Source organism: Lysinibacillus sp. RC79 (assembly GCF_041262405.1).
GTDB lineage: Bacteria > Bacillota > Bacilli > Bacillales_A > Planococcaceae > Lysinibacillus.
In genome coordinates, this window is sequence record NZ_JBGCCD010000001.1 from 53,115 (window position 1) to 76,323 (window position 23,209).

Annotated in this window: 11 protein-coding genes; all 11 read left to right on the plus strand. The window is 35.8% G+C overall.

The window, feature by feature from the left end:
- The first annotated feature begins 24 nt into the window (after positions 1–24).
- Genes ABH968_RS00240 through ABH968_RS00290 form a run of 11 tightly spaced genes read left to right on the plus strand, consistent with a single transcriptional unit; the run spans position 25 to position 23,208 of the window.
- A complete protein-coding gene (locus tag ABH968_RS00240) occupies positions 25–1,737 on the plus strand; it encodes an ABC transporter ATP-binding protein (protein ID WP_370041496.1) in 1,713 nt (570 codons plus the stop codon).
- A gap of 39 nt (positions 1,738–1,776) precedes the next feature.
- Complete coding sequence (locus tag ABH968_RS00245) at positions 1,777–3,420, plus strand: (2,3-dihydroxybenzoyl)adenylate synthase (RefSeq protein ID WP_370041498.1); 1,644 nt, start codon at positions 1,777–1,779, stop codon at positions 3,418–3,420.
- Positions 3,417–11,219 (plus strand): amino acid adenylation domain-containing protein, encoded by a 7,803-nt coding sequence (locus ABH968_RS00250; protein ID WP_370041500.1) that lies wholly within the window; start codon positions 3,417–3,419, stop codon positions 11,217–11,219. The genes ABH968_RS00245 and ABH968_RS00250 overlap by 4 nt, the downstream gene beginning before the upstream one ends.
- Complete coding sequence (locus tag ABH968_RS00255) at positions 11,216–12,184, plus strand: ABC transporter substrate-binding protein (protein WP_370041502.1); 969 nt, start codon at positions 11,216–11,218, stop codon at positions 12,182–12,184. Before ABH968_RS00250 ends, ABH968_RS00255 begins: the two co-directional genes overlap by 4 nt.
- A 14-nt stretch (positions 12,185–12,198) precedes the next feature.
- Positions 12,199–12,957, plus strand: a complete 759-nt coding sequence (locus ABH968_RS00260) for an ABC transporter ATP-binding protein (RefSeq protein WP_370041504.1) — start codon at positions 12,199–12,201, stop codon at positions 12,955–12,957.
- Positions 12,941–13,702, plus strand: coding sequence for an ABC transporter permease (locus ABH968_RS00265; RefSeq protein WP_370041506.1), 762 nt, complete (start codon positions 12,941–12,943; stop codon positions 13,700–13,702). The genes ABH968_RS00260 and ABH968_RS00265 overlap by 17 nt, the downstream gene beginning before the upstream one ends.
- Positions 13,703–13,716: 14 nt before the next feature.
- A complete protein-coding gene (locus tag ABH968_RS00270; RefSeq protein ID WP_370041508.1) occupies positions 13,717–14,754 on the plus strand; it encodes a methyltransferase in 1,038 nt (345 codons plus the stop codon).
- Between the two features lies 1 nt (position 14,755).
- Positions 14,756–20,263, plus strand: a complete 5,508-nt coding sequence (locus ABH968_RS00275) for an amino acid adenylation domain-containing protein (RefSeq protein ID WP_370041510.1) — start codon at positions 14,756–14,758, stop codon at positions 20,261–20,263.
- Positions 20,247–21,368 (plus strand): saccharopine dehydrogenase NADP-binding domain-containing protein, encoded by a 1,122-nt coding sequence (locus ABH968_RS00280; protein ID WP_370041511.1) that lies wholly within the window; start codon positions 20,247–20,249, stop codon positions 21,366–21,368. The genes ABH968_RS00275 and ABH968_RS00280 overlap by 17 nt, the downstream gene beginning before the upstream one ends.
- On the plus strand, positions 21,365–22,447 hold the full coding sequence (locus ABH968_RS00285; protein ID WP_370041513.1) for a Gfo/Idh/MocA family oxidoreductase: 1,083 nt from the start codon (positions 21,365–21,367) through the stop codon (positions 22,445–22,447). The genes ABH968_RS00280 and ABH968_RS00285 overlap by 4 nt, the downstream gene beginning before the upstream one ends.
- Positions 22,447–23,208 carry a thioesterase II family protein gene (locus ABH968_RS00290; protein WP_370042158.1) on the plus strand — a complete coding sequence of 254 codons (762 nt, stop codon included), beginning with the start codon at positions 22,447–22,449 and terminating at the stop codon, positions 23,206–23,208. The genes ABH968_RS00285 and ABH968_RS00290 overlap by 1 nt, the downstream gene beginning before the upstream one ends.
- Position 23,209: the final 1 nt, after the last annotated feature.

Consider the following 23,209-nt stretch of genomic DNA (forward strand, 5'->3'; position numbering starts at 1 on the left):
CCCATTTATGAAGGAGACTTAAGTATGGACAAAAAACATGCATTTACAAAAAATGCTTCTTTTTATCTTTCTGTTGTTTTCAATGTCATCGAGGGTATGCTAGCTGGTTTTAATTTTATCGTACTATATTACACGATTAATGCTTTAATAACAGAGCAACTAACGATGAACATGTTAACTCGAATTCTGTCATTGCTAGGCGCTGTTTTTGTTATTCGTTTAATCATCTATGCGTTTGGTTATACGAGAGGGCAAATTGGAGGTGCCCAGATTAGTAGAATTCTTCGCTTGACACTGGGCGATAAAATGAAAAAAATACCGCTTTCCTCCTTTACGAAGGCACAAACAGGAGAGTACATTAATGCAACGACAACAAGTGTCAATAATTATGAAAATATTTTGACTCATAAAATAGGAGATATTATAAAAAATGCTTCATTTACTTTACTGCTAATTGGCTTTGTTTCGACTATTTATATACCTGCTGGGGTAGTTCTGTTATGTTCAGGTTTATTATTAATACCAACACTTTACTTGTCCTTTTTAATGGTAAAAAAATACGGAAACCAGAAGAAAAACATTATGACAAGTAATACAAGTGCTGTAGTTGAGTATATAAATGGTATTCAAACGTTGCGATCATTTGGTTTGGGTGGTGTTAAAAATAATGCAACTACCTCATCAATGAAGGACTATAGTGATGTTAGTTATTTATATGAGATTAAAGTAATTCCAATCGGTACAACATTTAGTATTTTTTGTTGGATGAGTTTACCAACTGTTCTTTATTTAGCAGGACATCAATGGCTGGAAGGGAATTTAGATGCGTCTTCTTTCTTTCTAATTAGCATTACCCCTTTATTTACATGCAAATTATTTGGCACACTTTTTATTGATTTAACCTCTTATAAAAACTTAATGATTGCAAAAAGACAAATTGAAGATGTTATAGACGAGGTGGAGGAGTTACCAAATGATGCTTCTTTTGAACCTGAACAGTGTAGTATAGCTTTTCAAAATGTGAATTTCGCTTACAACCTAGGGGAACCTATACTACGTAATATCAATTTTGAAATTGATTCTTCACAGTTTGTGGCGATTGTTGGACCTTCGGGTTCGGGAAAATCAACTATTTTAAATTTAATAACAAAATACTATGAGCCTGAACGCGGTGATATATTAATCGGTCAGCAAGTTATTCAATCAATTGCTTCTGAAAAAGTATTGCAGAAAATTTCAATAGTCGATCAAGATATATTTTTGTTTAATGATACGATTTTAAATAATATTCGCTATGCAAAGCCAGATGCGACAGAACAAGAAGTTATTAATGCTGCGAAAGAGGCAAATTGCCATGATTTTATTGAGAAATTAGAGTATGGATATGACACAATAGTTGGAGAAAATGGTAATAATTTGTCAGGGGGCGAAAGACAGCGTATATCCATTGCACGTGCCATTTTAAAGGACAGCCCAATACTTTTATTAGATGAAGCGACAGCATCATTAGATATCGAAAATGAGTTGGCTGTAAAAGAAGCGATTAAAAATCTTTTGAAACAGAAAAAAACGGTTGTGATGATTGCCCATACACTTTCCATTATTAAAAATGCAGACAAAATCCTAGTTGTTAATAAAGGACAAATCGTAGAAGAAGGTTCACATCGAAAGCTTATTGCTAAAGAAGGCAAATATGCAGCAATGTGGAAAAAGGAACATCAATTAAGTAGCGTATAACAAATGTATTTTGTAGATGAGAGGATGGGAGCGAAAAGCATGTCTCCACAAATAGATTGGTATTTACATGAGGTTGAACGATATGAGCAATTGGGTTTTTTAAGAAAGAAAACATTAATGGAGGAGCTAGAAATTATCGCTGAACAATTTCCTCATAACATAGCAGTTGTGGAAGGAAATCGACGCCTAACTTATCAAGAACTGCTTCAAGAAATAGAGCAATTATCGACAGGCTTTTTATCATTAGGTTGGCAGCAGGGTGATCGGGTTTTATTACAATTACCAAATACAATTGAGTTTATTACTATATTATTTAGTCTACTAAAAATAGGTGTGCAGCCTGTTCTGATGTTGCCTTCTCATAGAGAAATAGAAATTGATACAGTTGCTAAGATGGTACAGCCAATAGCTTATATATGTTGCAACACTCATCTTGGCTTTCAGTATGAGTGCATGGCTGCACAGATCATCCCCCTGCATAAAAGTATTCGATATATTGTGACGGTTGGTAAATCTACCGTACAGTGGTCAGCAACTTTTACACATGTAACATTAGATCAGCTTAAAGAAAGTAACCATTCATTAGCGGTTAGTGGTTTACCACATTATAGAGATACTGCGTTATATTTATTGTCTGGTGGCACTACAGGTATTCCGAAAATTATTCCGAAAATCCATGAGGCATATGCTTACAATGCACTAACCTCTGCTGAAAAATGTGGAATGAATCCTGAAACTGTATACATGGCAGTATTATCTATTTCGCATGATTATCCGTTATGCTCTCCAGGCATATTAGGCACTCTTTTTACAGGAGGCAAAGTGGTATTATGTCAAACTTCTAGCTTTGATGAAGCATTTCAGGAAATCGAAAAGGAACGTGTGACACATACTTCAATTGTACCAACAATAGCTAGCTTATGGTTAGAAGCTTTTGAATGGTATGAAGAATTGGATATGTCGAGTTTAGCGGTTGTATTAATTGGCGCTGCTCACATAGAGCAAAAAACAGCTGTTCATTTTATGGATAAATTTCAATGTAAAATACAACAAGGATATGGATTAGGTGAAGGAATTACTTGCTTCACAGCATTAAATGATCCTATAGAAATTGTTACGAGCTGTCAAGGGCAAGCGATTTCTTTAGGTGATGAAATAAAGATTATAGATGAGCTAGGGAGAGAAGTTCCCCAAGGTGAGCATGGGGAATTGGTGGCGAAAGGCCCGTATACATTCGGGGGCTACTATCAAGCATTTGCTTTAAATGCTGATATTTTTACAACGGATTATTTTTTACGAACTGGCGATAAAGCACGTATAACGCCAGAGGGGAATATACAAATTGTTGGTAGAGTAAGAGAGCAAATTAATCGTGCAGGTGAAAATGTTATACCTTCTGAAATCGAAAGCTTTCTACGAACGCATGAAATTATAAAAGATGCAGCTGTTATTGGTTTGCCAGACAAAGAGTTGGGAGAAAGCATCTGTGCATTTTTAGTGTCGGATGGAGAAAGAATTGAACGAGATGAAATATGTAGTTATCTAATTCATCTAGGCGCTGCTCAATATAAACTCCCAGATCAAATTATATATGTAGAGCGGTTACCGTTTATAAATGTAGGGAAGGTTGATAAGAACAAATTAAAACAGATTGCTATGGAAAGAGAGGCGTCTATGTATTGAGATTAAAGAATGATCTAGATAAAATCCAAAGTCTAGCGCTGGAAGTCAATCATTTACTCGGTGTTCAGAAGGAAATACATGAGGATCAAAATTTATTAGAGTTAGGCTTAAACTCCTTACAAGTGATGAAATTAGTTGGCAAACTAAAAAAAGCTGGTGTAACAATTACCTTTAAGGAATTAATATCCGAGCCGTATTTAAGTGCTTGGATTAAATTAATAAATAGAGATAATGTATATACAATTAATAATGATAACGAATTATTAGAAAATCAAGATAAAACAGTATCTAATATGTATGAACCTTTTCCATTAACAGATGTGCAGTATGCTTATTGGGTAGGACGGCAAAGCGGTCAATATTTAGGTGGAAATGGCTGCCATGGCTATATGGAAATTGATGGTCAAAATATTGATATAGAGCGGCTTAAAGCAGCATGGGCATTAATAATTCAGCATCATCCTATGCTTCGTGTCAAATATACAGAAGATGGTCAACAGCAAATTTTAATAGAATCACCTTTTACAACTATTGATGTCCACGATTTTACAGCTTGCTCGCAAGTCGAGATTAGCAAAAAGCTAGAAACTATTCGCGCTAATACCTCACACCGGCTATTGGCAATTGATCAAGGGGAAGTAGCTCGCTTACAACTATCTCTATTACCAAATGGTAAAACTCGTCTCCATTTCGATATAGACTTACTTGTAGCTGATGTTCAAAGTTTCCAAATCATTTTAAGTGATTTAGCGGCAGCTTATTCTAGACAGCAAAAACCGAAGGCACCTGAAAATTGGAGCTTTGCAAAATATCTACATGATAAAGCACTAGCAAATTCCAATGAAGAAAGCTACGCAGAGGCTTATTGGAAAAACAGGTTAACAACTTTGCCATTAGGTCCAAAACTACCGTTATCATACAATGCTGAGTTGATACAGCACACCCCTAAATTTACAAGAAGGGAGCATTTTTTAGAAGAACAATCTTGGAGCAAGCTTAAATTTACTGCCTCACGCCATAACGTCACACCTGCAATGGTATTGTTAGCAGCTTATGCATATACATTAAGTAGATGGAGCAGTGAATCTCGTTTTATTATTAATATTCCGTTGTTTAACCGAGATACTTTGTCTGAAGAGCTAGAGCATGTTGTAGCTGATTTTACTACCCTATTATTATTGGAAGTTGATAGTGAAATTCCTCAACATTTTTTAGCATTTATGAAAAGTTTACAACAGCAATTTCATCAAGATTTAAACTATACTGCTTATTCAGGTGTGAAAATTCAACGGGATTTGGCTAAGTATTATCCAGATGAAAAAGTGTTTGCTCCAATAGTTTTTTCATGTAATTTAGGTGTACCACTTATTAATGAAGAGTTTAAAGATGCATTTGGTACTATTCATTATATGATTTCACAAACGCCACAAGTTTGGTTAGATTTCCAAATGTTTGATATGGATGATGGTTTGTTATGTATTTGGGATGGTTTAGATGATTTATTCCCTTCGGGTTTGCTGGATGAAATGTTTGAACTGTTTATCAAAACTATTCATTGGTTAATTGAAGATGAACAGCATTGGCTCCAACAGCCAACTATCGAAACAAAAGCACAAGAAGTAAGACGTCAATTAATTGATAATGCCACAATAGAAGATAATGCTCAATGCTTGCACACGTCTTTCTTCGAAAAGGCAAAGCAACAGCCACAAGCTATAGCGCTTATAGATGGTATAAGTCATAAAGAAGTCAGTTATAAGACGCTGTCATTACAAGCGGAAAAGGTTGCAACGACCCTATTACATAATGGTTTTAAACAAGGTGATCGAGTAGCGATTTCATTGCCAAGGGGATTAGAGCAAATACAAGCGATTTTAGGAGTACTAGCTATTGGAGGTTGTTATGTTCCTGTACATGTGACACAGCCGAGTGACCGTTATAAAAAAATTATTGAGAAGGCAAATGTTTCTTTTATTCTAACAACGGCCTCCTACGAAGAAAAGTACAAAGATATTGAACAAGTACAAGTTATTATGATGGAACAGATCCATCAATTTGGTCATGTGAAGTTGCCAAAAGTAGACGTAAACAGTTCTGCTTATATTATTTTTACATCAGGTTCAACGGGAGAACCAAAAGGTGTAGAAATTAGTCATAAGGCCGCTTGGAATACAATTGCAGATATTAATAAAAAATATGCCATAAGCAAAGAAGATCGTATTCTAGCATTATCATCATTAGATTTTGATTTATCTGTATATGATATATTTGGTCTTTTAAGTGTTGGTGGCAGCCTTGTCCTTATATCAGACGATACAGCTCGAAACGCTGATATTTGGTTAAAGTTATTATGTAATTACCGTATTACATTATGGAATTCCGTACCTGCTTTATTGAAGATGTTTTTAATAGAGGCCGAGAGCGTAAATATGATTTGTCAAAATTTACGTATTGTGATGTTGTCAGGGGATTGGATTAGTGTAGATATTCCTGAAAGACTGTTAAAAATAGCACCGAAAGGGTTATTAGTAGCAATGGGTGGTGCGACAGAAGCGGCAATTTGGTCCAATTATTATGATGTCAATCATCCAATACCAGCAAGTTGGCATTCAATACCTTATGGAAGACCACTGAAAAATCAGTTTTATAGAATTATTGATAGAAATGGGGAAGACTGTCCGAGTTGGAAAGCAGGAGAGCTGTGGATAGGAGGCGCCGGTGTAGCCAAAGGATACGTAGGAGAGCCACAATTAACAACTGAACGCTTTATAGAAGAGAAAGGTACTCGTTGGTATAAAACTGGGGATATCGGTCGATTTTGGAACAACGGTCTTATCGAGTTTTTAGGAAGAAATGATTCACAGGTAAAGGTACGGGGGCACCGTATTGAATTAGGTGAAATCGAAAGTGCTATTAGAAGTTATGAGATAGTTGAGGATGCTGCTGTCACGGTAAGAGGAGAGAAAACCCAATATTTAGCCGCTTATATTGTAAGTAGTTCTGAAAAAGAACAAGCGCAAACTATTAAATATAATAAACCAATGATTGATTGGTCTTATATTATTCAATTAAAAGAGAATGGGTACTTTACTAAAATTCGTAGTGAGAATGAAAATCATTATCGATTATTGAAGGATTATTGTGAATATCTTACTATGGAAACGATTTGTAAAATACTTGCCAAATTAGGGTTTTCGATAGAAAAAGATGTTCGTTACAATATTTTAAAAATAATAGAGCGAGAAAAAGTTAACAGTAGATATCAAAGTTTAATATATCAATGGTTTAGTTTTTTAGAAAAAAACGATTTAGTATCTTGTGAAGGATCTACTATTCATAATAAACAATGCTTAATCGTTAATAGTGAAGAACGGTTTAGTAGTTTAGAGAAAATGCAAACAACATATATAAGGGATTTTATTTCTGACTTTTTCGAAAAAAGCTATGCGCTTTTAACTGGTGAACTAGAGCCTTTAGAATTATTGCTTCATCATAACATACATCCTTTAGAACAATTGATAGAAACTGCGTCTGGTGGAAAAAACCAGCAGGAATTAATAGCGACTCTGATTCAAACTGTTTTAAATAATCGAATAGAACGTCAAGCACCACTCAAAATATTAGAGGTTGGGGTGCGTCATACGAACACACTTCGTATGCTAGCAGAGACTTTTTCAATAGATGAGATTCATTATACCGCTACAGATGAGTCTAACTACTTTTTAAATCGTGCTAAAAAAATAGTAGGTTTACAGCCCAATATCCATTTTAAAGTACTTGATATAAATAAATGTCCAATTTCTCAAGGCTTTATAGATGGAGAATATGATTTGATTGTGGCGTCTCACTCTTTGCATAGAGCAGCCCATATTAGAAATTCACTTAAAGATCTAAAGAAGCTATTAAAGCATGGTGGACTATTCATTAATTTAGAAATGACAGAGAATAATCCTTTGCAATTAGTCAGTACAGCATTTTTAGAAGATGGTTTTACACATTTTAAGGACGAACGGGAAAAGACATGTCTTCCATTACTATCGGAAGAACGTTGGCTTGCTATTTTTAAAGAGGAGGACTTCACAAATATTAAGTTACAGCCTAATGATACAGCCTTTACTCAGTATTTATTTGTAGCTCAAGTTGAAAGACAATCACTTTCAGAATTCCAGCTAGAGCCACTTAAACATTATTTAGAAAAGCGATTACCAAGTTACATGATTCCGCATGTAATTATTCCATTAGAGGAGTTACCTATTACGGCCAATGGCAAGGTGAATCGAGCGGCATTACCAATCCATGAGATTGAGAAAGTCAATTTAGCTACAAAAGAATTTATTGCACCAGCAACCTCAATCGAACTAAGGTTAGCAGAAATATGGACCGAAGTATTAGGGATAGATGCAATTAGCATACGTGATCATTACTTTGAGCTAGGTGGGGATTCATTATTAGCTACTCAGCTGAGTGCAAAAATAAAAGAGAAATTTGCTGTCAAAATAAGCTTAGAAGCAATCTTCAATCAACCTGTGTTTCAACAGATGGCACTGTTATTAGAGGAGTTGGTGCATCAAAAGATAAACGTGGGAACGGAGAAAAAGCTACCAACTTTAGTGCCTAATGAGCAGGATCGTTTCGAGCCATTTCCATTAACAGAAGTTCAACAAGCATATTGGCTAGGTCGTAGTGGTATTTATGCGTACGGTGATGTATCCACCCACTGCTATTTTGAAATGGATTGCCCAGCTCTAAATCATGTAAGAGTGGAACAAATATGGAATCGACTTATACAATATCATGATATGATGAGGGCCGTCATTTTAAATGATGGACAACATCAACAAGTCCAAGAGTTTGTAGAGTATTATTCCATTGCATCGTACAATCTTACAAATCTTTCAATAGAACAGCAAAAAGAACAGCTTACATTAGTACGAAGGGAGATGGAGCATCAAACATTTAACCCAAGTGAGTGGCCATTGTTTGATATTCGAATATCGACTATTAATGAATATAAAACAAGACTACATATTAGTTTTGACAATATTATTTTTGATGGCTTTAGTATGTTCTATTTATTTAAAGAGTGGAAGCGACTATACGATGATTCTTCAGCAAAACTACAAGCGCTTCAAACTACATTCAGAGATTATATATTGGCTTATGAAAAAATTCAGGAGACAGAAATGTATGAGCAGGATATGCAATATTGGCATCAACGTATTGATCATATGTACCCTGCACCAGATTTACCGCTACTTGATTATAAAGAAGATTTATCTAACTGTAAGTTTACTAGATATGAAGAGAAACTATCTTCACAACAATGGCTAGCCTTAAAGCAATTGGCTGCCAAAATGAACTTGTCGCCAGCCTCTTTGTTAATCGCTGCTTATGCTGAAACTTTAGCAAGGTGGAGTAGTCAACCAAAATTTACAATAAATCTTACTCGTTTCCATCGTGTGCTATTCGAACCGGATGTAGAACAGCTTATAGGAGACTTTACATCGCTTAATCTTTTATCTATTGATATGTCAAAAGGAGAATCTTTTCTAGAACGTGCTAGAAATATTCAAAAGCAACTATTACATGATTTAGAGCATCCTTATGTGAGTGGTGTATATGTAGAGCGTGCACTAGCAAAAAAGTGGAATCGTCAAATGGGCATCATGATGCCATTTGTCTTTACAAGTGGATTAGGGCTGGAAAAAAATAATGGGGCTACAACAATGGGTGGCTATTTAGGAGATATTGTATATGGATTATCTCAAACTCCCCAAGTTTGGCTTGATCATCAAGTTTCAGAGCAAAAAGGTGAACTATGGTTAAGCTGGGACGCAATAGAAGAGCTTTTCCCACAGCATTTAGTCCGTGACATGTTTGAAGCATACAGTAGCATTTTAATAGAACTTGCTACGAAGGAAGATTTATGGAAACAACGAATTGGAAGTCTTGTACGTTTACCATCTCAAGAGCAAGTAGGAAAAATTAAAGGGCAGGACACAGCAATATCAAATGAGACGTTATTAAGTCTTGTTGAAAAACAAATAGCTGAAAATCCTACTAATATCGCAGTGTTCTCAGAAGAAAAAACTATTACGTATCAACAGCTAAGTCATTTAAAAAATCATACTGCTCAATCATTACTTGCACGGGATGGTACTAAAGGGAAATTAGTTGCTATTGTTATGGAAAAAGGATGGGAACAAATAGTTGCTACATTGGGGATTATTAAAGCAGGGAAGGCATATTTACCGATTGATTGTACAACGCCAATTGAACGGATGGAATTTCTTTTAAGAGAGGGAGAAGTTCAATCCATAGTAACACAAGCACATTTACTCACACAGCTACCCTTCCTAAATGATTACCATGTGACGGTCGTTGATTCGGAATGGGCACATCAAGAATGCCTAGTCGATAGTCCTGACTTGTTGCCTTCAGATTTAGCGTATGTCATTTATACTTCGGGTTCTACTGGTAAGCCGAAGGGTGTCATGATTGATCATAGAGGTGCAGTAAATACGGTATTAGATATTAATTATCGACTTGCTGTTTGTACGGAGGATCGTATTCTTGCGTTATCTAACCTAACGTTTGATTTATCCGTATATGATATTTTTGGCATACTTGCTGCTGGGGGTGGAATTGTTATACCACAAGATGAGCATGTAAAAGAACCTGCATATTGGAAAAAATTAATACAAAATCATCACATCTCCATTTGGAATACAGTGCCAGCCTTTATGCAAATGTTGACAGAATATAGTAGAAATATAGAGTCTGCTCAATATCCAACACTAAGGGCTGTGTTGTTGAGCGGTGACTGGATTCCATTAAGCTTACCTACAGATGTTTGGGAAATCGCGCCGAAGACACGGATTTTAGGACTAGGTGGTGCGACGGAGGCGTCTATATGGTCAAATATTTTCGATATACAAACAGTAAATAGGAATTGGAAGAGCATACCTTATGGCAAACCTTTAGCAAATCAATATTACTATATATTAAATGATCAAATGGCAGCCTGTCCTGTGAATGTGCCAGGGAATTTGTATATCGGAGGATTGGGACTTGCTATGGGATATTGGAAAAATGAAGAGCGGACAAATGAGCAATTTTTAATTCACCCAATTACAAAAGAACGTCTATATGCTACAGGAGATTTAGGGCGATATTTACCTGATGGCAATATTGAATTTTTAGGAAGAGCAGATTCACAAATTAAATTAAATGGTTATCGGGTTGAAATAGGTGAAATAGATTATCACCTAGCTAGATTGCCTAATGTGAAGGAAGCGGCAACAATTGTTCTCAAACGTAATGGAGCGACATTATTAGTGGCATATGTAGTATTAGAAGATGAACAAAGTGGTCTAGCTATTGAACAAATCAAAAATTTATTGACACAAAAATTACCTAATTACCTGTTACCTACTGTGTACAAAAATATTGATAAAATGCCACTGTCAGAGAACGGGAAAGTTAACCGTAAACTTTTACAACAGTTACCTTTAGATGAGCAAGAGATGTCACCAAAATATAGAGCACCTTTTACAGAGATGCAAAAAGAAATAGCGAAAATTTGGGAAGCAATATTGTCTTATTCGCATCCTGGAATTGATGATGATTTCTTCGCATATGGAGGTAATTCTTTAATGGCCATTCAAATTATCGGAAAAATAAAGGAGAAATTTAATATAGCACTTTCTATTCAAACATTATTCACTCATTCACGTCTTGAACAACTAGCAGCATTCGTTGAGGAAAACAGTGTCACTATGGAGGAAGGTGCTCTATGATACAATATCACCTTTCTCGAATATTTTTTATGATTGTCATTATGGCCTTTATAAGTGGGTGTAGTGAGGATACAAAAATGACCAACCGTCCTTCACTAAAAATAGGTGTGTTGCGTATCGATGATAGTCTCCCTCTTTATGTTGCAGAGAAGGATCAGCTTTTTCAAAAATATGGTGCCGATGTCGAGCTTATAGAGTTTGGCAGTGCCTCTGATCAATCGAAGGCAATGGAGGCTGATGAGCTAGATGGAATGATGACTGATATGATCGTCCAAAATTTAATAAAAAAGGGGGGCATTGATGTTAAAACGATTGCATTAGCATTAGGTGCGACGGAGAAGGAAGGAAGATTTTTAGTCGTTTCTTCTCCACATAGCTCTATTGTTGAACCAAAGCAGCTAGTAGGGCAATCTGTCATGATCTCTGAAAATACAATGATGGATTATTTAATGGAGCAATATGAACGTCATTTAAAATTAGATTCTTCCGAAATAACGAAAATTCATCTTCCGAATCTTTCATTACGTGTAGATACAGTATTAGCTGGAAAAGAAGCGCAAGTGGCCATATTACCTGAGCCATTGGCAAGCTATGCTGTTGCACAAGGTGCAAATATCGTCATTGATGATACAACACTTGGAGAGAACTTGTCTCAATCAGTCATCGTTATGACACAAAAAAACATAACAGAAAATAGAGCTGTAATTGAAAAATTCCTAAGAGGTTACAACGAAGCAATTAAACAGTTAAATCAGCACCCAGAAAAATACTTTGAACTTGCTTTAAAAGTGTCAAACGTACCGGGAATTTTAAAAGGGCATTATACAGTTCCAGTCTTTACTCCTAATCGTGTGCCAGCACAAGAAAATGTCGAGCGTATATCTGATTGGTTAGTTTCTAGAGGATTATTGGACAAAGCTTTTCCATATGAAGAGCTAGTAGAAACGTCATTGGAAGAACGATAAAAGGGGGATATGTCGTGTATAGAATTCAGCATGTTGACTTAGCGTACAAGACAGCCTCAAGTATGGTAACTGTCCTGCAAAACATTAATTTTCATATATCTTCTGGTGAATGTGTAGCTATTGTTGGTGTTTCAGGTAGTGGAAAATCCTCTTTATTAAAAATTGTAGCTGGCTTGGAGAAACCGAGTAATGGAACCGTTTATTTTGATGGTAAAGAATTGAAAGGGCCACAGCAGGAGATAGCGATTATTTTTCAAAATTACGGCTTGTTTCCATGGAAAAGGGTGAAAGATAATATAGCTCTACCTTTAAAGCTTGCCAAACGACCTAAGCAGGAACGGGAAAGAGAGACACAATTTATTTTATCGCAATTGAATATTCACAATCAGCAGTACAGTTATCCTTTTCAACTATCCGGGGGACAGCAGCAACGGGTTGCAATAGGAAGAGCATTAATCCAAAAGCCAAAAGTTTTGTTAATGGACGAGCCATTTTCAGCGTTAGATATTTTAACGAAGGAGCAATTAATACAGACATTGCAGAAAATACGTCATGAAAGAAATTTAACGATACTATTTGTAACACATAACATTGATGAAGCGTTGATGATGAGCGATCGCATAGTCGTATTTCACGCGAATGGAAAAACAATTGCAGGTACTATTGAGAACGATTATCAAATGGATAAGCGCCACAATCCTGCATTCATGTATCGCCAACAACAACGGATTAAACAATTGTTAAAGGGAGAGCCATGTGAAGAAGACATATAGTATAGTTATCGCTGCCATCATCATTATTTCATTATGGCATCTATCTAGTATCGCATTGAATAAAGCTTTTTTACCTACACCTTTTGAAGCGGGACAATCATTTTTAACAGTCGTAATGAACGGTGAATTAACACAACATTTTGTCATCAGTAGTTATAGAGTTGTTATCGGTATATGCTGTGCTCTCTTATTAGCGATTCCTACTGGATTACTTATGGGATGGAATAAAAGTATAGATCTTTTATTAAGTCCTTTATTATATGTGCTTTATCCTATCCCGAAGGTTGTTTTTTTACCGATTATTCTAGTGCTATTTGGGTTAGGGGATGTTCCAAAAATCATGTTAATTGCCTTTGTTCTTTATTTTCAATTGGTGGTAGTAATTCGTGATGCCGCAAAAGGAATTCCTTATGCTCAGAAACAAGTCATTCAATCATTAAATGCTACAAAACTACAAACACTGTGCCATTTGACACTACCCTATTGCTTACCGAGTGTAATGACTTCCTTGCGAGCTTCATTAGGAACAGCATTAGCAATCCTATTTATAGCAGAAACCTTTGCATCATTTAGTGGATTAGGATATTACATTTTAAATCGAATGGATAGTAGAGATTATTTAGCTATGTATGCAGGTGTAATAGGACTAGCTTTATTAGGTGGAGGGCTATATGCCCTTATTAATATCGCAGAAAACACTAGTTGTAGATGGTATAAATTGATGGCAGATAGCAGCGGTAATTAATAAGGAGATTAACTATGGATATACAAGAAAGTATGATACGTTCAACAATTCAAGGCTTTTCTACTTCTTATTTGCTATATACAGCTTGTGAATTAGGGATATTTGAAGCTTTATTCGATGAACGAAAGCATGTAACGCTATTGGCACAGGAATTATCACTTGACGAAGAAATGCTCTTTCGTTTTATGAGACCATTAGTAGCTTTGAATTATATGGAGGAAGAAAATAATTATTTTAAATTACTTCCTTTAGGAGAAAAATTATCAGGACAAGCAAACGATTCATTAAAGGATTTTCTATTATTCACAGGCAGACAGGCAATGCCTTATTGGTCGAAGCTTTGTGAAGCAATGAAAACGAAGAAAATCCCTTATCAATTAGTAGAGCAACAGTCTTATTTTCAAGCGCAAGTACAGCAAAATGAAAAATTTGAAGTGTTTAATAATATGATGAGTAAAACAAGTGAAGGGCTTCAACTAGAAGCATATTTTGCAGAAAAAAAGGATTGGTACTGCATCAAAAAAATTATCGATGTTGGTGGAGGATCTGGAGAGATAATTGCGAAATTTTTGGAATTTTATCGCAATGCTCAAGGAGTTGTAATAGATCTGCAACATGTACAACAAAAGGCAGAAGAAAAATTGGAGCTTTACGGCATCAACAGTCGATGTACATTTCAGGTAGGAGACTTTTTTCAAGAGATACCTAAATCGGGTGATCTTTATATTCTATCGCGGATTCTCCATGATTGGGAGGATGAAGCAGCAATCACAATTTTAAGTAATATCGCTCAAAGTATGGGCCGAAGTTCTGCACTAACTATTATTGAAAAATTATTACCAGAGGTTATTGAAGGAAATGCCTCGCATTTATATATGACGGATTTAAATATTTGGACGATGTGTGGAGGTAAGGAAAGAACACAATCCCAATTTGAGGCGCTATTTCATCAAAGTGGATTAACGATCAAAGCACTTTATCCATTAAAAGAAGATGACTATCTAATAGAAGTTGTGAAAAAGGACTTCGAATATCAGGAGGGAATATTATAATATGAAAAAATTATTAGAGGAGTATAGCGAGCTGGGAGTGAATCTTTGGGTAGAAGATGGAAAATTACATTTTAAGGCTCCAACTGGTGTACTTACAAATGAACGTAAAGAACGATTAAAAGAATATAAAGAGCAACTTCTTGATTATTTACAGAAAGAACAGCAACCAATTATCCATGATACTGAAAAACGCTATGATTCCTTTCCGCTTACTGATATTCAATCAGCCTATTTAGTAGGTAGAAGCAACAATTATCGTTATGGCGGAGTAGGTTGTAAAGTATATGCAGAACTAGTTGGCACTACTTTTGATCCTACACGGCTTGAAAAGGCATGGCACCAAGTCATAAAGCGACATGATATGCTCCGTGCGATAGTGCATCAGGAAGGTTATCAGCAAGTATTAAAAAACGTAGAGCTCCCAGCTATACAAGTTATTGATTTATCAGATGGAATACCTGAAGTAGCCAATCAACGATTATTACATGTAAGAAATGAGCTATCTGTTAAGCAATATGATCCTGATAAATGGCCGTTATATGACCTAATTCTTACACAGCAAAAAAATCGAAGTATTGTTCATCTATCTATTGATATGTTAATTGCTGATTTTGTCAGTATCAATGTATTAATAGCAGAATTAGAACACTATTACTATACAGAAAATACTCCATTACCAGCTTTAGATATTCAATATAGAGATGTCATGATACAACAATATGAACAAAAACAACACCATCATCGCTCAACTGCCTATGAAAAAGCTAAAAATTATTGGACTAGTCGTTTAGAGACTTTCCCAGAGGCGCCAGAGTTACCCGTTCTAAGCGACAAAATTGATAGCAATACAGTTCGTTTTGAACAATTTAATTTCCTGTTACCTAATCATAAATGGAAGTATTTAAGTCAGAAGGCAAAAGATTATCGGCTAACTCCTTCCAGTATTATTTTGACAGCTTTTGCTGAAATTATTGGCTTATGGTCAAAACAATCTCACTATTGTATGAATATAACGATGCTTAATCGACCTAATATTCATGCTCAAATTCATGATGTAATTGGAGATTTTACGACCATCAATCTGTTAGAAATACATGCAAAAAAAGATAGAGCTTTTTATGAGCATGCGGCTGAAATACAACAGCAGCTATGGACAGACTTAGAGTATCGCGATTTTTCAGGAATTGAAGTATTGCGTGAATTAAAGCGACATCGTAATCGTGATGTTATTATACCGGTAGTTTATACAAGTACATTAGGTGCAGATATGAATAGTCACATGTCTGAAAATGAGCCTAAGTTGAAATTAGCATATAAAATTAGTCAAACACCCCAAGTATGGATTGATTGTCAAGTATCTGAACAACAAGATGGAATATTAATAAATTGGGATGTACGTGAAGGTATTTTTCCAAATGGGTTAATCAATGCAGCCTTTCAATTTTTTGTGGATCACTTAACAAAACTTGCAATTAACGAAACAGCATGGACAGAACGTCAATTATTAGGTTTACCTGAAGCAATGCAAAAGGTTAGAAATGAAGTAAATAAAACAACGATTGATTTACCTAAAGGGTTACTCTATGACAATGTGCTAGATGCTATTGCACAATATCCTAAAAATAGAGCTATTTACGTAGATGGTAAATGTTTTACATATGAGGAGCTCGGTCGTTATGTCTATGCCATTCAACAGGCATTGATTAATAAGGGTGTGCGACAGGGGGATTTTGTAGCAATTGATTTACAGAAGGGTATTTGGCAAATTGCTGCTGTAATAGGAACGTTAACAGCAGGTGGCGTGTATTTACCTTTAGATATTGATCAACCGATTGCTCGTAAAAAAAATATAATAAGCGAATCGCAAACCACTTTTATTTTAGGTCATGCTATCCATAGTGATTTATACGAACAAGAATCTCTTTCCTTTATTGGGGTCGAGCAATTAAACACTGCTTTAGAAGCACAGTTAATTCCTGTACGTGTAGATGTAGAACAGCCAGCTTATATTATTCATACGTCTGGCAGTACAGGAAAAGCGAAAGGCGTTATTGTCAGTCATAGAGCAGCACTGAATACAATACTAGATATGAATCATCGTTTCCATGTAACAGAGCATGATCGAGTTGTAGCAATTGCCAATTTAGCTTTTGATTTATCGGTATACGATATTTTTGGATTATTAAGTGTTGGTGGTAGCGTTATATTACCAGAGCATAAACGTCTTAAAGATCCAAAACATTGGTTGGAGCTTTTAACATCTCATCAAGCCACTATTTGGAACTCAGTACCAGCCCAATTGCAACTTCTTCATGCATACATGCAGGATACGACAACAACTCTTCATAAAAAATTACGTTTAGTATTTTTATCTGGAGATTGGATACCTGTTACATTACCAAAACAAATGGCACATTATTTTGAACAAGCGAAATTTATCAGCCTTGGTGGAGCAACAGAAGCAGCAATCTGGTCTATTTATTATCCAATAGATATAAATACTACCTATAAGAACAGTATTCCTTATGGTAAGCCATTAGCAAATCAATATTTTTATGTGTTGAATAAGGAGCTAGAGCTATGCCCTGATTGGACAATTGGTGATTTATATATTGGGGGAGATGGGCTTGCCACTGGCTACCTACAGGATGAAATAAATACTGCAGCAAAATTTATTGTCCATCCTTACACAGGAGAGCGTTTATATGCAACTGGAGATATAGGGAGATTCCTGCCAGATGGTGTGATTGAGTTTTTAGGTAGAGAGGATACTCAAGTAAAAATTAATGGGCATCGGATTGAGTTAAGTGAAATAGAAAGTTCTATGCAACGTATGCAACAGATAGAGCATGCAGCGGTTATTGCAAGTAAAGAATTTAATATTTCAGCATTCGTGCAAGCAAGGAAAAATACAAATCAAGTAAAAACATTGGTTTCTTCAGAAAGATTAGCACCTGTAGTGAAAAAAGCTGGAGATCAAGCAACTCATAATGTAGATCGAGAGCTATTTGCACAATGGTCAACAATTTCAAATTGGACAGCTGTCCTAGATATTATGAAAACATTCCAAGACTTAGATGTTTTTATAGATGATCGAGAGTTTTCTTTAAGTGAAATACAGCAAATAGTCAAAGTACATCCATACTACCATCAGCTACTAAGAAGATGGCTGAATGTTTTATGTAAAGAAAATCTTATTGAGCAAAATCCAGCAACGTCTAACTATTATCTAATCAATAAAGATTTACCATACAATGCTTCTGAAATCTCATGGCTAAAATGGAGAGAAATTGAAGAAAAAATGCAGTATGGAAAAAAGCTTGTGGATTACTTTGAAGATTCAAGTAAGCATCTTTTAGGTCTACTTCGTGGGGAGATTGATTCGTTAGATTTATTTTTCCCAAAAGGAAGCTTTGATATTGCTTTAGCGGCATACAAAGACAACCTAATTAGTCGTTCATTAAATCAAGTTACAATTCAAGCTGTCCATACAATTGTAGATGAATTTAGAAAGGCTTATCCAGATAAACCGTTCCGAATTTTAGAGGTAGGAGCTGGCGTAGGCGGTGTAAGTTTAGAGTTAATACCAACATTAGATCATAAAAATGTAGAATATGTTTTTACAGATTTATCACAATTCTTTTTAAATGAAGCGCGAAAATCGTTTGAACCTTATAAGTGGGTTACATATGGTTTGTATGATATCAATCAATCCTATTGGTCTCAAGGAATTCAAGCATCTTCCTTTGATCTGATTTTATGTAATAATGTTTTACACAACGCTAAGAAAGCTCCACAAGTGTTACAAACCTTTAAGGAAATGACAGTTGAAGGTGGAGCATTAATAGTAGCAGATACGACTGGGGAAAACTATTCACTTCTTACATCAATGGAATTTCATGCTGGTCTAAATGATTTTGAAGATTTTAGAAAAAACAATGATCAAGTATTTTTCAATCGTGAACAGTGGCATGAGTTATTTGTAGCAACAGAGGTGGAGATAGCCGGTGTATATCCTACAAAAAATGATCCATTATCGGCTGCAAATCAGGCAGTATTTGTCGGTCAGTTTATAGGTGAACGTAAGAGACTTTATGCAAGTGAGGTTCAGCAGCATTTAGAAAGACAACTACCAAAATATATGATACCAGCGCATATTGAAGTGCTTTGTGAACTACCGTTATCTGAAAACGGCAAAGTGGATCGAGGTGCATTACAAAGTCGACTAGAAGCATCCAATCCATTTATCGCACAATCCGGTGAATGTCCGCAGGGTGACTTAGAGAAAAGAATTGCAGAAATTTGGGCGAAAGCACTAAATAGAGAAAGTATTTGGCGCAATGAAAACTTCTATCAAGCAGGTGGCGATTCATTACTAGTTGCACAAGTTGTGGCAGCAATGAGAGACACTCTTTCAGAGGTAGGGCACTGGGAGTGGGATCAGTTAATGGTAGAAATTTTACAAACGCCGACAATTGCAGAGATTGCAGAAAAGATAAGTCACTCGCTTGAAAATCATCAAACCGTGCAGGGTGAAACGGCCTCAGATACAAAAACATCTTTCGTTATTTTAGCTGAAGGAGAAGTTGGCGGAAAAATTAAAGTACTATTCCATGATGGAACTGGGACACTAACACCTTACAATCAATTGCTGCCTTATTTAATAGAAGAACCTGCCCGTAAAGATACGATAGTAGGATTTATTTTTGGCGATGAGGCAGATTATTTAGCCTATACACCAGAAACGCTCATTCAAAATTTAGGGCAAAAATATGCACAACAATTGTTAAAGCTAAACGCTTCAAGCTTTGAATTAGTAGGCTACTGTATGGGTGGGCTAATTGCAATTGAAACGGCAAAGGTGTTACTTGCAGAAGGTGTTCAAGTTGAACCAGTCATTACAATAGATACTACGCCTTGTGATGCAAAGCTTCGAAATGATCTATTAATGGAAAGAACATTTGGTTTATTAATAGGTGCTGATCTTGTAAAAAGCGGTCATGATATCGAGGATGAATTACTTAAAAAAGCATTACATGGTTTGATCAAAAAAGAAGCGAATAATATTACAATTGAAGTTTTATGTAATTTAACCGGAGAGTTTGCACCAATTGCACAATGTTATCAAAAGCTTGCTAGTAAGTCTTCTGAACAGAGATTGGTAGATTTATATACTACCGTTCCAGCTTTGCAAGGTGATATTTCAGCATTTCAAAAGCAACGAATGGAAACGTTATATCAAATTTTCTGTCAAAGCTTTAAGGGTGTTGTATCGTATGGAACCGAGCCTTTCATGGGAGATGTAGTTGCATTTAGCTGTAAAGATAAAACATCTTCTTTTTTACCAGTAATGGGAACAAAAAATGAAGAATTTTGGAAGGAGATTACATTTGGGTATTTGAATATCATTCCTATAAATGGTAATCACATTACGTGCTTGCAGGAGCCAAATGTGAAAGAGACCGCTCAATTGCTGCTTAAAGGAGTATGTCATGAACCATCAATTTAAAATTGGAATTATTGGCTACAATGGGACTGTTGGACAAGCAGCTGTACGATATTTAAAAGATAAATATCCACTTCGCTGTGGTAGTAGAAGTGAGCATAAAGAACATTCTCAATCATATAAATTTATGGAATATATGCAGGTAGATATATATGACCAAATAGCGCTAGAGACATTTTGTACAGGTTGTACAATCGTGTTAAATTGTGCAGGCCCTTCGTATAGCATTATTGATAGAGTGGCACAGGCTGCAAAAAAAACTGGAGCCCATTATGTCGATGCATTTGGTGCAGATTTGTTGGAGAAGAAATTTATGCAGCAGGAGTCAACTAATATAATGATTCTTTCAGCAGGAAGTTTTCCCGGTTTATCTGGGATTCTTCCCTGCCTATTAGCCCAGGAAGGATTTGATCAAATAGATAATATAATTGGCTATGCAGGTGGAGAAGAAGCATATAGTAAAGGCGCAGCTGCCGATATAATGCTTAGTTCCATCTATGGTTTTGGTACAGCGAATGCTTTTTATAAGGATGAAAAAATAGTACGTGATATAGCACAGACGGAAAAAATAAATGTAACAATTAATGGTGAGGAAAATGCAGTTTATGCTCAAAGGTATATAACAAATGAAACAATTCGCCTTGCGAAAAAGCTACATATACCTGAAGCACATTGGCATAATATTTATCCAAATAAGGCTGTTTTTTCGCTATTACAACAGGCGTGTATACTATTAGCGATGAAAAATACGCCAGAGCATTTACACCAAATTGTAGATGATTTGATGGCAAAACTAACTATTTTTCCTGTGCGACAAACATGGTACACGCTTGTCATTGAGATGATTGGAAAGTATCAACAACAGCCAATACGACGACAAGCTCAATTACTTTGTCAAAATAGCTTTACGATTAGTGGAATTATTTGTGCACTATCAGTCGAAGCAATTATAGAAGGGATGATTCAGGAAAGTGGGATTTATTGGGCTTGTGACATATTGAATCCTAGTATTGTCATGCGAGAATTGCATGAGCAGTGTGCGATAGAAGATTTCATCATCACTTCACATACAGAAAATGATGTAAGCTTGGAGGAAGGGATATTATGAGGCCTTTAAGAGTAGTCGTTTGTGGTACGAAATTTGGTGCGTATTATTTGCGGGCAATCTTAAATTTACCATCTCATTATAGGCTTGTAGGTATTTTATCTAAGGGGAGTAAACAGTCGCAAGACTTCGCCAATACATTGAATGTTCCACTTTACACAACTGTAGAAGATATAACAAATGAGCAGGTGGATGTTGCATGCGTTGTTGTTAAATCAACTATCGTGGGTGGAGAAGGGACAAGTATAGCACAAGCATTTTTAGAGAAAGGTATACATGTTATACAGGAGCATCCTGTTCATGAAGATGACTATGTAAAGCTAATTAAAAGTGCGAAAGTAGGTAATTGTAAGTATCACTTAAATAGTTTTTATCCAAATGTAGATGCCGTACATGCCTTTTTACAAACGGCGAAAACATTAAGAGAAGCTAGTGATATTATTTATTTAGAGGCGGCTTGTAGTATCCAAGTATTATTTCCAATGTTAGATATTATAGGGCAAGCCCTTGGTAGTTTACAAACCTGTATACTTGAACCAGTTAATAATCCTACAGAGCATGATCCTTTTTATACGCTATCTGGAAAAATGCGGGATATCCCTGTGACGTTACGTGTTTTCAATCAAATGGACTTAGCTAATCCAGAAAGTAACATTTATTTATTGCACAGAGTGACCTTGGGAACGAATAGAGGGACATTGTATTTGCCGGACCCTCATGGTTCAGTGCATTGGATGCCGTGCATGAGTTCATCATTAAACGAGTCGGCTTTATTAAATAAGAGAATAGACAATCAATTTTTAAGCTACCCCGTAGAGGAAATTGTTTTTACTGCGCAAAACAATAGCTTCGAAGATTTATATAAAAAGATATGGCCTAAAAGCGTCGAACGCTCACTTCTAACATTTTATGAAGATATTCGGAGTCGTACTTACTTTGACCGAACAACACAATACTATTTAACAGCTTGTAAATTATGGAATGATATTGGCAAAAAAATAGGGCCCTCTCAAAAAGTTTGCATTAGGGAACGAGAACCATTAAGAATGAAGGATTTGAAGGAGGATGAAGAATGGGTGTGATGGATGTTAAAAGATGGTTCCCTTTTGTGGACGAGTTAGATTACGAACATAGTAATAAGCTTTTCTGCTTCCATCATGCTGGAGGCAGTGCAGCTGCCTTTAGAAATTGGAAAACATGGGAGCAGAACTTAGCTGTATTTCCGATAGAGCTACCTGGTAAATCAACAAGAATAAAAGAACAGTATATTACAGATTATCTTTATGTGATGCCACAAATTGCAGAAGCAATTCACAAAGTAACACATCAAACGCAAATATATTTTTATGGCCATAGCATGGGAGCTATTCTTGCTTTTAAAACAGCCTGTTTGCTAGAAGAAAAATATAAGAAAAAAGTGAATTTATTAATAGTAGCCGGTCGCCATGCACCTCAAGATCATTTCCCTGATGACTATCAAACATATATGGATGATAGTGAACTAGTTAAAGAATTAATACGAGTAGGGGGTACCCCCAAAGAGCTGTTGGAAAATAAAGAGGTTTTACAATATATTCTACCTATTGTGAAAAATGATTATCGTTTAAATGAGTCTTTTGATTATCGTAATGAATTATTTCATGGTCCGATTGTTGCTCATTGCGGAACTAATGATCCAGACGCATCAGCAAGCGTTATGAAAAATTGGGGAAATGTGACGGCAAATTCCTTTCATTTGAAAGAGTTTTTAGGAAATCACTTTTTCCCATATGAAAATAAACAGGATTATTATAAGGCTTTAGAGCAGGCCTGTATGCAGAGTTCTACTAAGATTTTTATTTAGT

Bases quoted from the DNA above. Each gene is read 5' to 3' on its own strand.
- ABH968_RS00240 (WP_370041496.1), top strand. From the start codon at position 25: ATGGACAAAAAACATGCATTTACAAAAAATGCTTCTTTTTATCTTTCT.
- ABH968_RS00245 (WP_370041498.1), top strand. From the start codon at position 1,777: ATGTCTCCACAAATAGATTGGTATTTACATGAGGTTGAACGATATGAG.
- ABH968_RS00255 (WP_370041502.1), top strand. From the start codon at position 11,216: ATGATACAATATCACCTTTCTCGAATATTTTTTATGATTGTCATTATG.
- ABH968_RS00270 (WP_370041508.1), top strand. From the start codon at position 13,717: ATGGATATACAAGAAAGTATGATACGTTCAACAATTCAAGGCTTTTCT.
- ABH968_RS00275 (WP_370041510.1), top strand. From the start codon at position 14,756: ATGAAAAAATTATTAGAGGAGTATAGCGAGCTGGGAGTGAATCTTTGG.
- ABH968_RS00280 (WP_370041511.1), top strand. From the start codon at position 20,247: ATGAACCATCAATTTAAAATTGGAATTATTGGCTACAATGGGACTGTT.
- ABH968_RS00285 (WP_370041513.1), top strand. From the start codon at position 21,365: ATGAGGCCTTTAAGAGTAGTCGTTTGTGGTACGAAATTTGGTGCGTAT.
- ABH968_RS00290 (WP_370042158.1), top strand. From the start codon at position 22,447: ATGGATGTTAAAAGATGGTTCCCTTTTGTGGACGAGTTAGATTACGAA.